We start from the raw sequence: 16,741 nt of genomic DNA, 5'->3' as shown, positions 1-16,741 counted from the left end.
CCCATGGATCTTCAACTCACAGGCAAGACCGTCCTCGTCACCGGCGCCGGCCAGGGCCTCGGGCGCGCCATCGGGCACGCTTTCGCGACCGAGGGCGCCAACGTCGCGTTCCACTACCACTCCTCCTCCGCGGGCGCGGAGGAGGCCGCCAAGGAGGCCGCAGCGCTGGGCGTCCGGGCGACCGCCATCGGCGCCGATCTTCAGGACGGCCCGGCCGTGGACGCGGCAGTGGCTCAGGTCAAGGCGCAACTGGGGCCGATCGACATCCTCGTCAACAATGCAGCGGCTACGCAGAGCAAACCGTTCCTCGAGACCACTGAGGACGACTGGGCACCGCAGATCGGCGTCACCGTCGCCGGAACGCTGCGCGTCACCCAGGCTGTGGCCAAGCAGATGGTCGACAACGGCGGGGGCTCCATCGTGAGCCTGATGGGCGACTCCGGCCGCGTTGGAGAATCGCGGCTCCTGGTAACCGCCACCACGCGCTCCACCACCGTCGGCCTGACCAAGTCGCTGGCCAAGGAACTGGCCAGGCACGGAATCCGAGCCAACGCGGTGTCGATCGCACTCGTGCAGACCGGCAGCCTCGATGCGCATACCGGCAACGCCGACGAAGCCCGGATGAAGAAGATCCTGGCCGCGTACCCGCTGCGCCGGCTCGGACGTCCCGAGGACATCACCCCCACCGTCCTGCTGCTGGCATCGCCGCTGTCCTCATGGACCACCGGCCAGGTGGTCTCGGTCAACGGCGGCTATGCCATGCCCTGACGACGGATCACATCTCACGGAGTCACCTCATGCGTTACCAGAACGTCGCCATGCCACAGGGTCTGCTTTGGTCGTCGCCCTTCACCCGCTGGCAGGGAGCACTGGCCGAGACGTCCAGCCTGGACCTCGCCGTGAACGTCACCGGCAGGGCTCTGCGGGACCGCCAAGTCGACGCCGCCGACGTGGACGGGATCGTGCTCGGCATCACGATTCCCCAGGAGGGTTCGTTCTTCGGCGCCCCCACCGTGGCCGCGCGCCTTGGAGCCACGGCCGTCACCGGGCCAATGATCAACCAGGCCTGTGCCACCGCCGTGGCCTGCCTGCACGCCGCCGCCGCGAACACCATGACCGGTGGCGGTACGCAGCTGGTGCTGACCACCGATCGCACCAGCAACGGCCCGAACATCGTCTACCCCGCACCGTCCGCGCCCGGTGGCGCACCGCGAGTGGAGAACCTCGTCCAGCGCAACTTCGCCCACGACCCCTGGGCGGGGACCTCGATGCTGGCCGCGGGAGAGACCGTGGCCGCCGAACTGGGCGTGACCCGCGACGAACTCGACGATGTCGCCGCCCTGCGCTACGAGCAGTACGCCCGGGCGCTGGCCGACGACCGCGCCTTCCAGCGCAGGTACATGGTGCCGGTGGAACTGCCGGCCCGTCGCGGCCGAACCACTCTGATCGAACGGGACGAGGGTGTGCGGCCCGTGGAACGAGAGGCGATCGCCGAACTCGGCCCCGCCCAGCCGGGCGGGCTGCACACCGGCGCCACCCAGACCCACCCAGCCGATGGGGCCGCCGGCGCCGTCGTCACCGGCACGGCGCGGGCGCGGGAGCTGTCCCGCGGCGAAGGAGTCGTGGAGGTTCTCGCGGTGGGTTTCGCCCGAGTCGCGGCGACTCACATGCCGAAGGCACCCGTTCCCGCCGCGCTGGCCGCGCTCGCCGACGCCGGCCTGGGAATCGAGCAAGTCGACGCGATCACCACTCACAACCCGTTCGCCGTCAACGACGTCTACTTCGCCCGAACCATGAATGTTCCCTTGGACAAGATGAACGACCACGGGTGCAGTCTGATCTGGGGGCACCCGCAAGCGCCGACCGGAATGCGCGCCCTCGCGGAACTTGTTGAGACGCTCCGCCTACGAGGCGGTGGCATAGGCCTTTTCACCGGATGCGCGGCCGGTGACACCGCGGGCGCCGCCGTCGTCCGCGTCAATGACTGAACAGCAACAGGAGGTGCGTTCATGAGCAAGGTCTGGTTCATCACCGGCTCATCGCGTGGATTCGGCCGTGAGTTCGTCCGGGCCGCCCTGGAACGCGGTGACAGGGTCGCCGCAACGGCGCGCGACGTCGACTCGCTGGCCGACCTGGTCGCGGCTCACGGCGAAAGGATCCTGGCCGTCCCGCTGGACGTGACCTCGAGTGACGATGTCGTCAGGACCGTTGCGCAGGCCCACCAGCACTTCGGCCGGCTGGACGTGGTGGTCAACAACGCCGGCTACGGCCTGTTCGGCGCGGTCGAAGAGCTCAGCGAGAACGACATCCGTTCGCAGATGGAGACGAACTTCTTCGGCGCTCTCTGGGTCACCCAGGCCGCGCTGCCCTACCTGCGTAAGCAGGGGAGTGGCCACATCGTCCAGATCTCCTCCATCGGCGGTGTCGTCGCCTTCCCCGCGCTGGGCGGCTATCACGCGTCCAAGTGGGCCCTTGAAGGGATCACCGAATCACTCGCGCAGGAGGTCGCCCGCTTCGGTATCAAGGTCACCCTCGTCGAGCCGGGTAGTTTCGCCACTGATTGGGCGGGTTCCTCGGCTACTTGGGCGGAGTCCCTGCCGCCCTATGAGGACATCCGCAAGGCGAGGTCCTCCCGTGCCGCCAACGCGGGAGACCCTGTTGCCGCGGGGCCGGCCCTGCTGGAGGTCGTCGACGCCGCCGATCCTCCGCTGCGCGTCTTCTTCGGCACAATGCCGCAGCTCATCGCCTCCGCGAAATACGGCGAGCGGCTCAAGACCTGGGAGGACTGGAGCAGTCTGGCCGCCCGGGCCCAGGGCGGTGAGTGACCGCACCCACACGCGGGACCAGCTCGGAGCGGGCGCAGCCGCGACCACTGTGTCGCAGTCGGCGCCCGCCCCGCGGCCGCGAGGCGAACGTCCGCGCGGTCAGCGGATGACGGGCCGCATGTAAGCGAGACCGGCCGGGCCCCGGTGATCACATCGCAGATGGGGCCGGGCCTTTCGGCATGCGTGGCCGTCCTTCTCCGCACGCACCGGCGGTCATGCCACCTCTAGCCTCTCGTAAAGTTCGATCATGTACTCGTGGAACAATTCCCGAGCCCGGGGATCCGCAGGGTCCAGCACCGGCCCGTCGACCGGCGACAATCCTCTGTATATGAAACTCACCAAGCACCAGGAGAAGACATTGCGGATCATTTGGAACCTGGGGCCCGTCGCGACTTCGGGCCCCAGGATGGCCGCCGCCCTCTCGTTGCTCGGAACCTGGTACCGCTCCTCGACGTCGTCCATGTCCGACGCGTCCGCCAAACCGCGTTGCTGCCAGATCGCTATCATCTCTCGCCGGTCGAGATAGAAATCCAGAATATGGTCGAGGGCTGCACTGAATCTGCTTTTGCCGGCGCCGGGCGCTGTGGACACGCGATCGAGCATGTCGCGTTCATCTCGATAGAAACGCTCTAGTGCGTGCCGATACAGAGCCGCGCGCCCGCCGGCCGCCGTGACAACTTCCCGATTGACTCCGGCCGCCTCGGCGATCATTTCCCCCGTAGTATTATCGTAACCCAATTCCGCGAACAGATGTGCGGCGACATTGGAGATCCGGGTGATCTGTTCCGGGTCACTTATGTCCTTATCCATACCCCCAGTTAATGCGCGATGCGCCAGCCCGTCACTCAAATAACCGCCACGTTCTCGCAAAGGATCGGGTGGGGTGGGCCAGAGCGATTCGGTGGGAGGTACCAGCCGGACGAGCTCGTTTACAGGTCGGCGCGGACCGGATCCTCGTGGGTGTCCTGGAAGGCCCTGGTCATCCGGCGGCCCTCCGGCCGATCTCGAGCCGGTCGGCGAGCCGCGCCTTCTGCCAAGCGGTCGAACCGAACAGCAATTCGGTGCTCTTGGCCCGCTTGTAGAAGAGGTGGGCGTCGTGCTCCCACGTGTAACCGATGCCGCCGTGGTATTGCACACCCGCGGCCGCGCCGCGGAAGTAGGCCGGGCCGAGGTGGTTCGCGACGAGCGCCGCAGCGACCGGCAGCTCGTCCGGTGCCTCGTCAGCGGCCCATGCGGCGTAGCGCACCGCGGAGAGCCCCAGCTCCCAGTCGCAGTACATGTCCGCCAGTCCGTGCTTGACCGCCTGGTAGGAGCCGATCGCGCGGCCGAACTGGACGCGGATCTTGGCGTACTCGGTGGTCGTCTCGAGCACTCGCCGCAGACCGCCGAGCTGCTCGGCCGCCAGCGCGACGGCGGCGAGGTCCGCCACCCGGTCCAGCGCCGCCCGCGGGTCGGCGGACTCCAGCCGGACCGCGCTCGCGCTCCTCAGAGTCACCGAGGCGAGCCTGCGGGTCGGGTCCAGTGTGGTCAGCGTGGTGCGCGTGACGTCGGCTGCGGCGACGCGGAACCAGGCGGGACCGTCGGGGGCGTTAGCGACCACGAGGAACTCGTCGGCCAGGTCGCCGGCGACGACGGGGGTCTTGCGCCCGTCGACGGTCCAGCCGCCCGCGCCTTCGGTCGCCGTGGCGGCACCGGGGCCCCACGGCGCACCGGGCTCGGCGGCCGCCAGCGCAACGATCGTCTCCCCGGACACCATGCGCGGTAGCAGATCCTGCTGTGCCTTCTCGTCGTCGAGCGCGAGCAGCGCGTCCGTGGCGAGCACCGCCGAGGCCAGGAAGGGCGATGGCGCGAGCGCACGCCCCAGCTCCTCGGCCACCACGGACCGCTCCACGTGCCCGGCTCCGGCGCCACCGAGCTTCTCCGGCACGACCAGACCGAGGGCGTCGAGGTCGCGGCCCAGCCGGATCCAAAGGTCCCGGTCGAACCCCTCCGGGGACTCCATCGCGGCCCGGACCCGGGCGGAATCGGCCCGGTCGGTCAGCAGGTCGCGGACGGCGGCGCGCAGCGCCTCGTGCTCGGCATCGAGTAGCAGTTTCATCGCTGGGTCCCCACCTTCAGCTCGCGGAACGGGACGCCTCGGTCCACCGAAGGCTCCTTCGGCAGGCCGAGGATGCGCTCGCCGATGATTCCGCGCTGAATCTCGTTGGTGCCGCCCGCGATCCCGGACGACGGAGTGGAATTGATGCCGAGGGCGACGGCGTCGGCCCGGGTGTCGTCGGGCTCCCAGCCTGCGGCGGCGGGTCCGGCGATCTCGCTGACGACCTCCACGGCGAGGCGGGCGAGCATGGTGCCCGCCAGCTTGCCGACCGAGCCGCGCGCGCCGGGCGGGGTCCCCGCGGAGGTCTCCTGTCCGACCCGGATGTTGAACAGATCGAGCACCCGCTCGCGGGTGTAGAGGTCGGCGAGTCCGGCGCGGATGGCCGGGTCGCCGTCGAGGTTCAGATCGCGGGCCATCGCGTGCACACCGTCGAAATCGAACGGATTCGTCTTCGAGTTGCCCCGTGACCCGATCGCCACGCGTTCGTGGCCGAGCATGACCACCGCGGCCTTCCAGCCGTCATTGACCTCGCCGATCACGGCGTCGGCAGGCAGCCGGACAGAGTCCAGGATGACCTCGTTGAATGGGGCGTGGCCGGTCATGTCCCGGAGCGGTCGGACCGTCACGCCAGGGGCACGCATGTCGATGACGAACATCGTCAGGCCCGAGTGCTTCGGACGGTCCGGGTCGGTCCGGGCCAGCAGCGTTCCGTAGTCGGCGAATTGCGCATTGGTGGTCCACACCTTCTGCCCGTCGACGACCCAGCCGTCGTCGGTACGGACCGCGCGGGTCTGCAGCGACGCCACGTCCGAGCCCGCGCCGGGCTCGGAGAACAGCTGGCACCAGATCTCCTCACCGCGCAGCAGTTTCGGCAGGTAGCGGGTGCGCTGCTGCGCCGTTCCGAGATCGTTCAAGGTGGGCCCGCACATGCCCATTCCGAGCCCGAACGGGGAAGTGGGCAGTTCGTAATCACTGGACTCTTCCGAGAAGATCTGCTGGTACTCGGGCCCCAGTCCCTGCCCGCCCACGTCCTTCGGCCAGGTGATCCCGGCGTACCCGGCGTCGAAAAGGCAGGCCTGGAAGGCTTTGGCGGCGTTCAAGTCGATCGTGGGCGTGGGCGCGGGCGCATTCGCGCGCAACCAGGCACGCAGGTTCTCGCGATAGGTGGAGAGATCACTCATCTCCGCACCTCCCGCCTCGCCGACAGCATTCCTGATCGACGACTCGAGTCGACACTGACAACGGGATCTCCTCCTCGGAATCGATTGTTCACACAACGCGGTCGTCAGTGAGCAGCTTGCGCAGCTCCGGCTTGCGGGTCTTCCCAGAGGTCGTGCGAGGCAGCTCGGGGACGACCAGCACGCGGCGCGGGATCTTGTAGCCGGCGAGCAGGCCGCGACAGAAGTCGCGCACGTCTTCCTCGGTCGGGGTGAGGCCGTCTCGCGGTTCCACGAAGGCGACGACCAACTCGCCCCACATCTCGTCCGGCTGCCCGACGACCGCCGCGGCGGCCACTGCCGGATGCTGGTGCAGGACCTCCTCCACCTCCCGGCTGTACACGTTCTCGCCGCCGGTCAAGATCATGTCCTTCTTGCGGTCGACGATGTAGAGGTAGCCGCGAGCGTCCCGTCTGGCGAGGTCACCGCTGTGGAACCAGCCGCCGCGGTTCGCCTCGGCGGTGGCCTCGGGCCGGTTCCAGTACTCCGTGCAGACCTGGTCGCCGCGGACCACCAGCTCGCCCACCTCGTTCACGGCGGTGTCGTTGCCCTCGGCGTCCACGATCCGGACCTGGGTGAGCCATTGCGGCTTTCCGACGCTGGTCAGCAGGCTCTGGTCGGAAGCCAGCGCGTATTCGATGTCCGCCGGACGGAGAACGGTCGCGTTGCCCGTCAGCTCGGTCATCCCGAACCCGGTCTTGAATCGCGCGTTCGGGAACGCCGCGAACGCCTCGCGTAGGACCGCCGCCGGCATCGGAGCGGAGCCGTAGCTGATCAGCTTGAGGGACGATAGGTCGAACTCGGTGAACCGGGGATGCCGTAGCATCATCGCCATCATGGTGGGCGCCATCGTGGTCTGCTTCACCCGATGGGTCTGCACGGCCTCCAGGAACTGCACGGTGTCGTAGCGGCGGAGCAGGACCGCCGCGTCGCCGCGTATGTGGGCCATCAGCACGCCGTAGCCGGCAATGTGGCACAGCGGCCATGGCATCATCATCACGCCGGGTTCATGGTCGTGCTCAGAGCTCATCACAGTGCTCAGGACGGCCGCGACGACGTTGCGATGGGTCAGCACCGCCCCCTTCGCCCGCCCGGTGGTGCCGGAGGTGTACAGCAGCCATGCGGGTTCGTTCTCCGAACCCGTGGGCGGCTCCACCGGATCGGCCAGCAGGTCCGCCCAGGTCAGCGTCGATTCGTCGGCGCCGTCGAGGCAGACCAGGGTACGGACCGAAGGCACATCGGCCATCGCTCGCCGGGCCGTCTCCAGATACTTCTGCTCAGTGATGAGCACGGTGGGACTGGAGTCACTGAGGTTCAGTGCGACCTCGCGGGAGCTGAGCCGGTAGTTGAGGAAGACCAACGTCATCCCCGCCGCGGGGACGCCGTAATAGGCCAGGATGTACTCCGGGTTGTTCTCCGTGAATATCGCTATGCGGTCTCCAGGGGCCGCATAACGGGTGATCCCGGATGCCAGCCTGCGGGCGTCGCGGTCGAGTTCCGCGAAGGTCCAGGTCCGGTCTTCGAAGATCAGGGCCGGTTCGTCCGCGCGCCGGCCCGCCGTGCAGGAGAGGATGTCGTGGATCCGCATTATGCGCTCCCTCGCGAATACGCTGGCCGGGCTGTTTCGGGGTGCCTAGGGTCGGCCGCGTCCAGCCGGGTCAAATGGCCCGTTCGCGGTCGGACCAGTACGGCTTGCGGAGCTCGGACTTCAAGACCTTGCCCGTGGGGTTCACGGGCAGCTCCTCGACGTAGACGAACTTGCGGGGACGCTTGTAGGGCGCGAGCTTGCCGTCGAGGAAGGCCAGCAGCTCGTCATCGTTGAGCGTGGTCGGGGGATCCACGACGATGAAGGCCAGCGGCTGCTCGCCGAAGGTCGGCTCGGGGATGCCGATGACCGCGGCATCGATCACGTCGGGGTGCTGGACCAGGACCTTCTCGATCTCGGCCGGATAGATGTTGACCCCGCCTGCCACGATCATGTCCTTGACCCGGTCGGTGATGTAGAGGAAGCCGTCCTCGTCGAGGTGACCCGCGTCGCCCGTCCGGTAGAAGCCGTCCTTGAGAGTGTCCTCGCCGAGCGGGCCGCGGCCCAGGTAGTGGTCGATCACCATGGGGGTCTTGACGGCGATCTCCCCGGTCTCACCCGCGGGCCGGCGATTCCACTCGTCGTCCACGATCGCGATCTCAACGCCTTCGAACGGACGGCCGCTGGTACCGGGCTTGGTCAGCTGGTACTCGGGCGCGGTGTAGGAGATCATCCCGGCTTCGCTCGCACCGTAGGTCTCCCAGAGCACATCCGGACCGAGGAGATCGATGACCCACTCCTTGAGAGAGTACGGGACCGCTGAAGCGCCGGTGCGGAGCACCTTCAACGACGAGAGGTCGTAGCGGTCCAAAGTCTGCTTGGGCAGTGCGGCGACCCGCAGCAACATGGTGGGCACCGCTGTCCAGGTCCATACCTGGTGCTTTTCGATGAGCCGCAGGGCTTCCTCGGCGTCGTACGGATCCAGCAGGATGACCGTTCCGCCGGCCGCGCAGGCCCTGGTCGCGACGGTGGGGCCCGCGCCGTGGTGCACCGGGAGGGTGAGCAGGACCGCGCCGCCTTCCTTCACGGGGGACGCTGAGGCCACCGACCGCTGGTAGCGGTCGAGCCAGTCCGCGTCGACGCTGCCCGGCTCGAGCGGCGGGACGCCGCGCGGGGCGCCGGTCGTGCCCGAGGTATAGAGCACCAGGTTGGCCCGGAGCGGACCGAAGCGGGGCGTTGGATCGGGAGTCTCGACCAGGTCCTCGTATCGCATGCCCGGCGTGCCCGGCTCCTGGCCTACGGTGATCAGATGCCCGACGTTGTGCGCCGCCCATGCGGAGGGCTCGCGGTCGTTGCAGGCCAGGCCGACGGCCTCGCTGTCCTCAATGATGTAAGTGGCCTCGTCGGGCGTCAGTTTCCAATTCACCGCGACCTGGGCGACGCCCAGCTTCTGCAACGCCCGCTGGATGACGAACCATTCGATCCCGAGTCGGAAGCGCATTCCGAGTCGGTCTCCCGCCTTCAGGCCGAGCCTGCTCAGTCCCTCGGCGACCCGGTCGGCGCGGTCGTTCCATTCGCCGTAGGTAAGGGTCTTCTCGCCCTGGACGACCGCTGGGGCGTCCGGAGACGTCCGTGCCCAGAACTCCGGTGTTCCCTGCTCCGCGTCGAGCATTTCGTTCTCCGCCTTTCCGGCTGAGGGGAAGGTACGGCTCCGTGTTCGCTTCGATGAGCGGCGGCAGGCCCCGCGATCAGGGCCGGACTTCGACGCCGTAGGCGGGGTGCCGGGTTGCCCGGACCCCGGGCGGTCGGGAAGGGGACGCGCATCAACGCGGGGAGCAGAGCTTCGCGTCATTGCGTCGCCCAGCCCGCCGGATGCCGTTGTTGCGCGAGTCACGGAAGCCTCGGACCGGAGCATAGTTACTAGTTGGTTGGTCGGCAAGTATGCGTTCGCATGCCCGTCACCTCCGCGCCTCGCCTCTGCGCCGGCCTGGCTCGCGGAAAGAAACAAGTTGGCTGGTTGACAAGTTGATGTGGTGCATGTCACGCTCTGCGGCACACCAGGACGGCGAGCTGGATCGACTCCGATCAGGCTTCCTCTCGAGAAGCTCGCTTCGCCGGACACGATCCGGCGGAGTGCTCTCGCGCCGCCGCTCCGCGATGCACCGACACCGACGAGGTCGATCTCGTCGCAACCTTCCCGATCCGCCACTGACGCCAGGGGCCGAGTGCCGGCGCGTCATCGACATCGAAGGGAGAGGTGACGTGCCCCCCCTCGCACGACGAGTAATTCAAACGGTTCCGGTCGTCCTGGGTGTTGTGACCCTGACCTTCATCATGGTCAACGTCCTCCCCGGCAACGTCGCGACAACGATCCTCGGCGAGAGTGCCACGCCGCAGTCCATCGCAGCGCTCGAGAAGCAGCTGGGGCTGGACGCACCGCTTGTCGAGCGGTTCGGCGACTACCTGCTCCAGATCCTCCATGGAGATTTCGGCTCGTCGGTCCGCACCGGTGATGCGGTTCTGCCGACGGTCCTCGACCGGCTCTCGGTGTCGGTCGAACTGATGGTGCTCGCGCAGATCATCGCGATCGCCGCTGCGGTCGGCCTGGCAGTGTTGGCCGTCCGCTTCCGCGGCGGCGTGGTCGACAAGGTCTGCAGCGCCCTGGCGTCTGCGGGCATCTCCGTGCCCGGATTCCTGCTCGGTGTGTTGCTGGTTCTGTTCTTCGCGGTGCGGTTGAGGCTGCTGCCCGCGGTCGGTTTCGTGCCGCTGAGCGGCGGCCTAGCCGCGAACCTCAAGACGATGATCCTTCCGGCGGTGACGCTGGCGACCGCCGAGTTCGGCGTGTACTACCGGGTCGTCCACTCGCAGATGCTCGAGATCCTCGATGAGCAGTACGTGGACACCGCGCGCTCGAAGGGGATCACCGAGGTGCGCGTGCTCATCGTGCACGTCCTGCGCAACGCGTTGTTCCCGCTGGTCACCGTCGTGGGACTCAATGTCGGTCGATTGCTCGGCGGCGCTGTGGTAGTCGAATCGATCTTCGCGCTACCGGGCGTCGGGAGGCTGATGATCGACTCCATCCTGCAACGGGACCTGCCCATGGTGCAGGGGGTCGTGCTGTTCCTCGCCATCGCCTATGTACTCGTGAATCTGCTGGTGGACGTGATCTACACACTTCTCGATCCTCGCGTCCGGGGGAGCCTCGCATGACGGTCCTCGACACTCAGCCGGTCGCAGCCGCCGCCATGCCGCGCTCCAAGCGGCGGCGCTGGACGCCGGCACAGCTCGGCGCCGGCATCCCTCTCGTGCTGCTGGCCGTCCTGGCGGGGCTCGCCCCCGTGCTGCCGATCCCCGGGCCGAACGACATCGACGGGTCGGCGGTCGCCCTGTCCCCGTTCTCAGGAGGGCATCTCCTCGGTACGGACACGCTCGGACGTGACATGCTCAGCCGCGCCCTGTTCGGCGCGCAACTGACGTTTCTCGTCGCCCTGACCTCCGTGGCGGCCGGCTTCGTGGTCGGCGGTGCGCTCGGTTTGATCGCCGGGTACCGAGCGGGCCCCCTCGGCGCCGTGATCATGCGGATCATGGACGTGATCCTGGCGTTTCCCTCCCTCGTGTTCGCCATCGCGATCAACGCCGTGCTGGGCGCGAGCGTGCTCAACGTCATCCTGTCGATAGCGTTCTTCAGCGTACCCGCCTACGCCCGGCTGGCCCGGTCGGCGGCGCTGTCCCTGCGCGGCCAGGACTACATCCTGGCCGCCCGCCTGGTCGGCGAGCCCTGGTGGCGGATCGTCCTGCGCCACCTGCTGCCCAACGCGCTGCCGCCGCTGCTGGCCTTCGCACTGGTCAACCTGGCGCTGGCGGTGCTGATCGAGTCCTCTTTGAGCTTCCTCGGCCTCGGCCTCCGACCGCCCAACCCGTCGTGGGGAGTGATGATCGCCGAGGGCAGGGCGCAGATGGCCACCTATCCCCACCTGGTCGTGGTCCCCGGGCTCTTCCTGTTCCTGACGTTGCTGTGCATCAACCTCCTCGCCGACGCGACTCGTACCCGCACGAAGGGAGCCAGCTGATGGCGAGCGCACCACCGGATGCGCCGGGGCCAGGGGGATCCGCTGGAGAGGGCGGCGACCTCCTGTTGGACATCGATGGCCTGAGCGTGCAGTTCCAGAGCGAGGGACGGGTGTTCAGAGCGGTCGAGGGCGTGTCCCTGCAAGTGGCCAAGGGACAGGCGCTGGGCATCGTGGGCGAGTCGGGCTCGGGCAAGTCGGTGACCGCTCGGGCCGTCATGGGCGTGCTGCCTCGAACGGCCATCGTGCAGGGATCGATGGTCCTCGCCGGCACCCAACTCGTCGGGTTGCCCGAGCGGCGCTACCGCGCGCTGCGGGGGACGGCCGTCTCGATGATCTACCAGGATCCGATGCGGTCCCTGAACCCGACGATGCGGATCGGTCGGCAGCTCCTCGAGGCGATCAACGCGCACAGCGAGAAGCCCGACCGGGCGAGGGCGCGTGCCCGTGCGAGGGAGCTGCTCGAGCTCGTGCGAATGCCGGCCGTCGAGGAGCGGTTGCGGGCCTACCCGCACGAGCTGTCCGGGGGGATGCGGCAACGTGTCATGATCGCCATCGCTCTGGCGTCGAATCCCGCTCTGCTCATCGCGGACGAGCCGACGACGGCGTTGGACGTGACGGTCCAGGCCCAGATTCTGGACCTGCTCGATGCGCTGCGTCGCGAGCTGCACATGGCGCTGGTCCTGGTGACCCACGATCTCGCGGTCGCGGCGGAGCGTACGGACGAGATCGCGGTGATGTACGCCGGACGGATCGTCGAAAGGGCTCCCACCGCGACTCTGTTCTCGTCGATGCGGATGCCGTACACCCGCGCGCTGATCGACTCGTCGCCTGGCGCGGACAGCGAGCCCCACACGCCGCTTCGGGCGATCCCCGGCCGCCCGCCGATCCGCGGGGCGGAGGGCGACTCCTGCGCCTTCCTGCCGCGTTGCTTCCACGCCGCGACCCTGGAGGCGGAGCAGCGCGAGCACTGTGCCGCGGCCGTGCCTCCCTTGAGCGCCGACGGCAGCCATGAGGTTCGATGCCTCTTCCCACTCGACCAGACCGTTGGGACAACCGGGAGTAACCATGCCTGAGTCCGTATCGGGCACGGAGCAGACCCAGATCGCCTTGCGCATCGAAGATCTCGTCCAGGAATTCCCGGCGAGGCGGGGCCAGACTGTGCATGCCCTCCGGGGGGTGAGCCTGGCCGTTCATCAGGGTGAGACGCTCGGTGTCGTGGGCGAGTCCGGCTGCGGCAAGTCCACCCTGCTTCGCTCGGTGATGCTGGCACCGCGGCCGAGCCGGGGCAAAGTCTTCTTGGAGGATGTGGAGCTCACCGGACTCGACCACCGTGGTCTGACCAAGGCGCGTCGCAGGTTGGCTCTGGTCTTCCAGGATCCTTACTCTTCGCTCGACCCGCGCTTCCTGGTCCGTGAGCTGGTCGCCGAGCCCATGCTCGCCGCAGGTATGGCAAGGGCTGACCGGGCGAAGAAGTCCGCCGAACTGCTCGAGGCGGTGGGACTCGATCCCCACCACCATGGTGCACGGCGGTCGAGCGAGCTGTCCGGTGGCCAGTTGCAGCGAGTGGCGATCGCCCGTGCACTGGCCACCGAGCCGGCGCTGATGCTGTGCGACGAGATCGTCAGCGCCCTCGACGTATCCGTTCAGGCGCAGATCCTCAATGTCCTGCGCGAGCTGCGGTCACGGTTGCGGCTCACATCGGTGTTCGTGTCGCACGACCTGGGCGTGGTCCGGCATGTGTCCGACCGGATCGCCGTGATGTACCTCGGAACCCTGTCCGAGATCGGCCCTGCGGGTGAGCTCTACCAGCGCCCGGTGCACCCGTACACCGACGCGCTGATCTCGGCGGCCCCCGGGCTGCGCCGGGCAGGCGACCGCGCACAGGGCCACCTCGAAGGCGAGCTGCCTTCGCCGCTGGCGCCGCCGTCGGGCTGCCCGTTCCGTACCCGATGCCCCAAGGCGCAGGCCCTCTGCGCAGAACAGATGCCCGAGCTGCAGGACTTCGGCGGCGGTCATCTGGCGGCTTGTCACTTTCCGCTGCGGGCACTGCCCGGCAGATGATCGTCCGGCCCGCTTGCCACCCGCCTCTCCCTCACCGCGGCCGACGTGCTCGCTTCCCGTCACCCACCCGCCCGCCCGTCACCAGCCCCTCGCCCGGACGACGCTCAGCGACGTCCGATCAACCCCGCTGTCATGAGGACAGGAGCAACCATGGTTGGCAAAAGAATCGCGCTGGTGGTGGGAGCCGCCGTGCTCGCGCTCACCGCCGCCTGCAGCGGTCAAGGCACCACGGCCGGCGGCGCCGGGAACGAGGGCGCCCCCAAGTCCGGCGGTCGGCTCACGATGGCCATCTCGTACGACCCGGCGCCCCTCGATCCGCTCGACCTCATCTCCCCCGCCGACCGGCAGGCCGCCGCCGCGGTCTACGAGCCGCTCGTCCAACTGGACCAGAAGGGCCGGCTCGTGCCCGGCCTGGCGCTGTCCTGGAAGTCCACCGACGCCAAGGACTGGACGGTCGCGTTGCGCCCAGGCGTCACCTTCAGCGACGGCACCCCGTTCAACGCGGCCGCAGTGGTGACGAACTTCGAGCGAGCCCAGGCCTCCAAGACCTGCTCGAGCTGCGCGTCGGCCCTCTCCGCCCTGGACAAGGTCACTGCGAAAGACGACCTGACCGTACAGTTCGTGTTGAAGACGCCGCTGGCATCGTTCCCGGCCATGCTCAACGACACCTACGCCAACATGGTGTCGCCCGCCGCTCTGCGCAAGTACGGCGACGACATCGGGAAGCACCCCGTCGGCACCGGTCCCTTCATCATGACCGCGCGGAACGCGCAGGGCCTCACCTTCAAGAAGAACCCGAAGTACTGGGCACCGGGCAAGCCCTACCTGGACGGCCTCGAGATGCGCATCGTGCCGGATGCTCAAGGCGAGCTCGCCGGCGCCCAGGCCGGCGACCTCGACATCCTGACCAACACCAGCGACGTCATGAACAATCAGGCCGGCTCGAACCCGCAGATGCGGGTTATCTCGGTCAGTGGCCTCGGGACCAACCAGATCTTCCTGAACAACGCACAGAAGCCGTTCGACAACGTGAAGGCAAGGCAGGCGCTGGCGATGGCCACCGACCGTGAGGCGTTGCTCAAGCTCAGCCACCCGGGCGGCAGGTACGAGCGGGTCGACGGGCCCTGGCCGTCGGGGATGCCGATCACGGGCGGCGCGGTCTCCAGCAAGTTCCCGGCGTTCGACATCGCGCGCGCCAAGCAACTCGTGGCCGAGGTCGGCGGCATCTCCTTCACTCTCGAGACCTACAACATCGCCGGCTTCCCACAGCAGGCCCAGGCCCTCCAGGCGATGTGGGCCAAGGCCGGGATCAAGGCGCAGATCCGGCTCGCCGACACCTCGACCGTGATCGCCGACGCCAACGCGCAGCGGACCCAGGCCGTCATCACGACCTGGTCGGGCCGCCCGGACCCCGATCTGAACTCCTGGCGCTTCCTGCACAGCAGTGCCAAGTCACCCGCCGCGGTGAACGACCCCCAGCTCGACGCCCTCCTGGTGCAGGGCCGCTCATCGGTCGATCCGAAGGTCCGCAAGGAGGCCTACCAGAAACTCGTCGACCGGATCGGAGAGATCGTGCCGGTGGTGTACTTCGACGGGCTCAAGAAGAGCGTTATCGTCAACTCCGGCACCGTCGGCGGGGCCACGCCGCCGCCTGACGGGACCGTGCAACCCGCGGGCATCTGGCGGCGTTCCGGCGGGACCAATGCTAACTGACCTCAAGGTCCTCGAGCTGTCGGCCCCGGACACCATGCTCGGTGGGCGGATCCTTGCCGACTTCGGCGCCGATGTCGTCGTGGTCGAACCGCCCGCCGGCGCCGCGGGCCGGCGGCTGGGCCCCTTCGCGGGCGAGTACCCCGGGATCGAGCAGAGCCTGAGCTGGCAATCGGCGAACATCGGCAAGCGGGGAGTCACCCTGGACGTCGCGTCGGTGGACGGCCAGGCCCTCCTGCAGCGGCTGCTACAGGACTATGACGTCCTGCTCGAGGCTCCGGGGCCCGCACCGGCCACGCCGGTCGGTGCGCGCTGCGTCCTTCCGGAGCGGACGGTCCACTGTGTGATTCGGCCTTTCGCCGAAACCGGGCCGAAGAGCGCCTACGCAGCCACTGACCTGGTCCTTGCCGCGAGCAGCGGAGCGCTCGGGCCGGCCGGCGATCGGCAGGGCCCGCCGCCGGTGGCGCCGGTGCCCCAGACCCGCCATCACGCGGGCGCCGAGGCGGCGATCGCCGTGCTCGCCGCGGTCGCCGCCCGGGACCGTGACGGGCTCGGGCAGAGGGCCGCCGTCTCGGCGCGGATCGCCGCCGCCCTCGCCGGGTTCACCGAGCCGATCGTCGTCGGGGCGGGCGCCGCGCCGGGGGCGCGGGCCACCGGGAACTCACCGATTCCAGGGGTGTTCCAGTGCCGGGACGGCTACGTCCAGGTCACCATCGCCTTCGGTCCGTCTTTCGGTCCCATGACGGCTCGGCTGGCGCAGTGGCTGCTGTCCCGCGGCGACCTGACCGCGGAGGAGGCGGCGCCGGATTGGGCCGCCATCGGCTCGCGGCCGACTCCGCGCGGCGACCCGGCCGCCTGGGCGGCCCTCGGCCCGCTCGTCCGCGGCGTGGTCGCCGCGTGCGCCGCACTCACCAGGAGGGAAGTGGAGGACGCGGCCAGGGAACAGGGGTTCCTCGCGGCGTGCGTTGACGACATGGGCGACGTCGCGCGGTCCGACTTCTTCTCCGCCCGTGGGTTGTGGGGCGACGTCGAGGTGACGACCAGCGCGACGGGGGAGACCCGCACGATCGCGGCGCCGCTCCATTTCCCCCGCGTCGCCGGCTGGACCCGGCAGGCACCCCGCAGAGCCCCGCGGCTCGGAGAGCACAACGCGGAGGTCTACGGCTCCGAACTGGGGCTCGCCCCGCCGGAGCTGGAAGCACTGTTCGTCCACGGCATCATCTGAGTCGGTTGGA

The 16,741-nt window shown here is 68.8% G+C and carries 14 protein-coding genes; 9 read left to right on the top strand and 5 right to left on the bottom strand.

The window, feature by feature from the left end:
* The first annotated feature begins 3 nt into the window (after positions 1-3).
* From F8568_RS14745 to F8568_RS14735, 3 genes are read left to right on the top strand one after another with little or no spacing between them, the layout of a single operon-like run.
* Positions 4-768: an SDR family NAD(P)-dependent oxidoreductase gene (locus tag F8568_RS14745; protein WP_151594114.1), complete on the top strand. Its 765-nt coding sequence runs from the start codon at positions 4-6 to the stop codon at positions 766-768.
* Between the two features lie 29 nt (positions 769-797).
* Positions 798-1,988 (top strand): thiolase family protein, encoded by a 1,191-nt coding sequence (locus tag F8568_RS14740; RefSeq protein WP_151594113.1) that lies wholly within the window; start codon positions 798-800, stop codon positions 1,986-1,988.
* A gap of 21 nt (positions 1,989-2,009) precedes the next feature.
* Positions 2,010-2,825, top strand: coding sequence for an SDR family NAD(P)-dependent oxidoreductase (locus tag F8568_RS14735; RefSeq protein ID WP_151594112.1), 816 nt, complete (start codon positions 2,010-2,012; stop codon positions 2,823-2,825).
* 213 nt (positions 2,826-3,038) lie between these two features.
* Here the strand turns inward: F8568_RS14735 and F8568_RS14730 are convergent, their stop codons facing one another.
* From F8568_RS14730 to F8568_RS14710, 5 genes are all read right to left on the bottom strand, one after another.
* Positions 3,039-3,635, bottom strand: a complete 597-nt coding sequence (locus F8568_RS14730) for a TetR/AcrR family transcriptional regulator (RefSeq protein WP_151594111.1) — start codon at positions 3,633-3,635, stop codon at positions 3,039-3,041.
* Positions 3,636-3,804: 169 nt separating this feature from the next.
* Positions 3,805-4,923 (bottom strand): acyl-CoA dehydrogenase family protein, encoded by a 1,119-nt coding sequence (locus tag F8568_RS14725; protein WP_151594110.1) that lies wholly within the window; start codon positions 4,921-4,923, stop codon positions 3,805-3,807.
* Entirely contained in the window at positions 4,920-6,200 is a 1,281-nt protein-coding gene (locus F8568_RS14720; protein ID WP_236008756.1) for an acyl-CoA dehydrogenase family protein, read from the bottom strand. The genes F8568_RS14725 and F8568_RS14720 overlap by 4 nt, the downstream gene beginning before the upstream one ends.
* Complete coding sequence (locus F8568_RS14715; RefSeq protein WP_151594109.1) at positions 6,193-7,728, bottom strand: AMP-binding protein; 1,536 nt, start codon at positions 7,726-7,728, stop codon at positions 6,193-6,195. The genes F8568_RS14720 and F8568_RS14715 overlap by 8 nt, the downstream gene beginning before the upstream one ends.
* A gap of 70 nt (positions 7,729-7,798) precedes the next feature.
* Positions 7,799-9,337, bottom strand: a complete 1,539-nt coding sequence (locus tag F8568_RS14710; RefSeq protein WP_160573622.1) for a class I adenylate-forming enzyme family protein — start codon at positions 9,335-9,337, stop codon at positions 7,799-7,801.
* Positions 9,338-9,606: 269 nt separating this feature from the next.
* On the opposite strand from F8568_RS14710, the gene F8568_RS14705 reads away from it, so the two are divergent.
* The 6 genes from F8568_RS14705 to F8568_RS14680 are packed head-to-tail and all read left to right on the top strand — an operon-like array spanning position 9,607 to position 16,731.
* Complete coding sequence (locus F8568_RS14705) at positions 9,607-10,875, top strand: ABC transporter permease (protein WP_151594107.1); 1,269 nt, start codon at positions 9,607-9,609, stop codon at positions 10,873-10,875.
* The gene (locus F8568_RS14700; RefSeq protein WP_151594106.1) at positions 10,872-11,735 is read left to right on the top strand and encodes an ABC transporter permease; all 864 of its coding nucleotides are present in this window, start codon (positions 10,872-10,874) and stop codon (positions 11,733-11,735) included. The genes F8568_RS14705 and F8568_RS14700 overlap by 4 nt, the downstream gene beginning before the upstream one ends.
* On the top strand, positions 11,735-12,808 hold the full coding sequence (locus F8568_RS14695) for an ABC transporter ATP-binding protein (protein ID WP_151594105.1): 1,074 nt from the start codon (positions 11,735-11,737) through the stop codon (positions 12,806-12,808). The genes F8568_RS14700 and F8568_RS14695 overlap by 1 nt, the downstream gene beginning before the upstream one ends.
* Positions 12,801-13,796, top strand: coding sequence for an oligopeptide/dipeptide ABC transporter ATP-binding protein (locus F8568_RS14690; protein ID WP_151594104.1), 996 nt, complete (start codon positions 12,801-12,803; stop codon positions 13,794-13,796). Before F8568_RS14695 ends, F8568_RS14690 begins: the two co-directional genes overlap by 8 nt.
* 45 nt (positions 13,797-13,841) lie before the next feature.
* Complete coding sequence (locus F8568_RS14685) at positions 13,842-15,509, top strand: ABC transporter substrate-binding protein (RefSeq protein WP_151594103.1); 1,668 nt, start codon at positions 13,842-13,844, stop codon at positions 15,507-15,509.
* Complete coding sequence (locus tag F8568_RS14680) at positions 15,499-16,731, top strand: CoA transferase (protein WP_151594102.1); 1,233 nt, start codon at positions 15,499-15,501, stop codon at positions 16,729-16,731. The genes F8568_RS14685 and F8568_RS14680 overlap by 11 nt, the downstream gene beginning before the upstream one ends.
* Positions 16,732-16,741 lie beyond the last annotated feature (10 nt).

This window comes from Actinomadura physcomitrii (assembly GCF_008923205.2).
Classification (GTDB): domain Bacteria; phylum Actinomycetota; class Actinomycetes; order Streptosporangiales; family Streptosporangiaceae; genus Spirillospora; species Spirillospora physcomitrii.
Note: the sequence above shows the minus strand (reverse complement) of the source record. Positions and strands in the feature narration are given on the sequence as shown.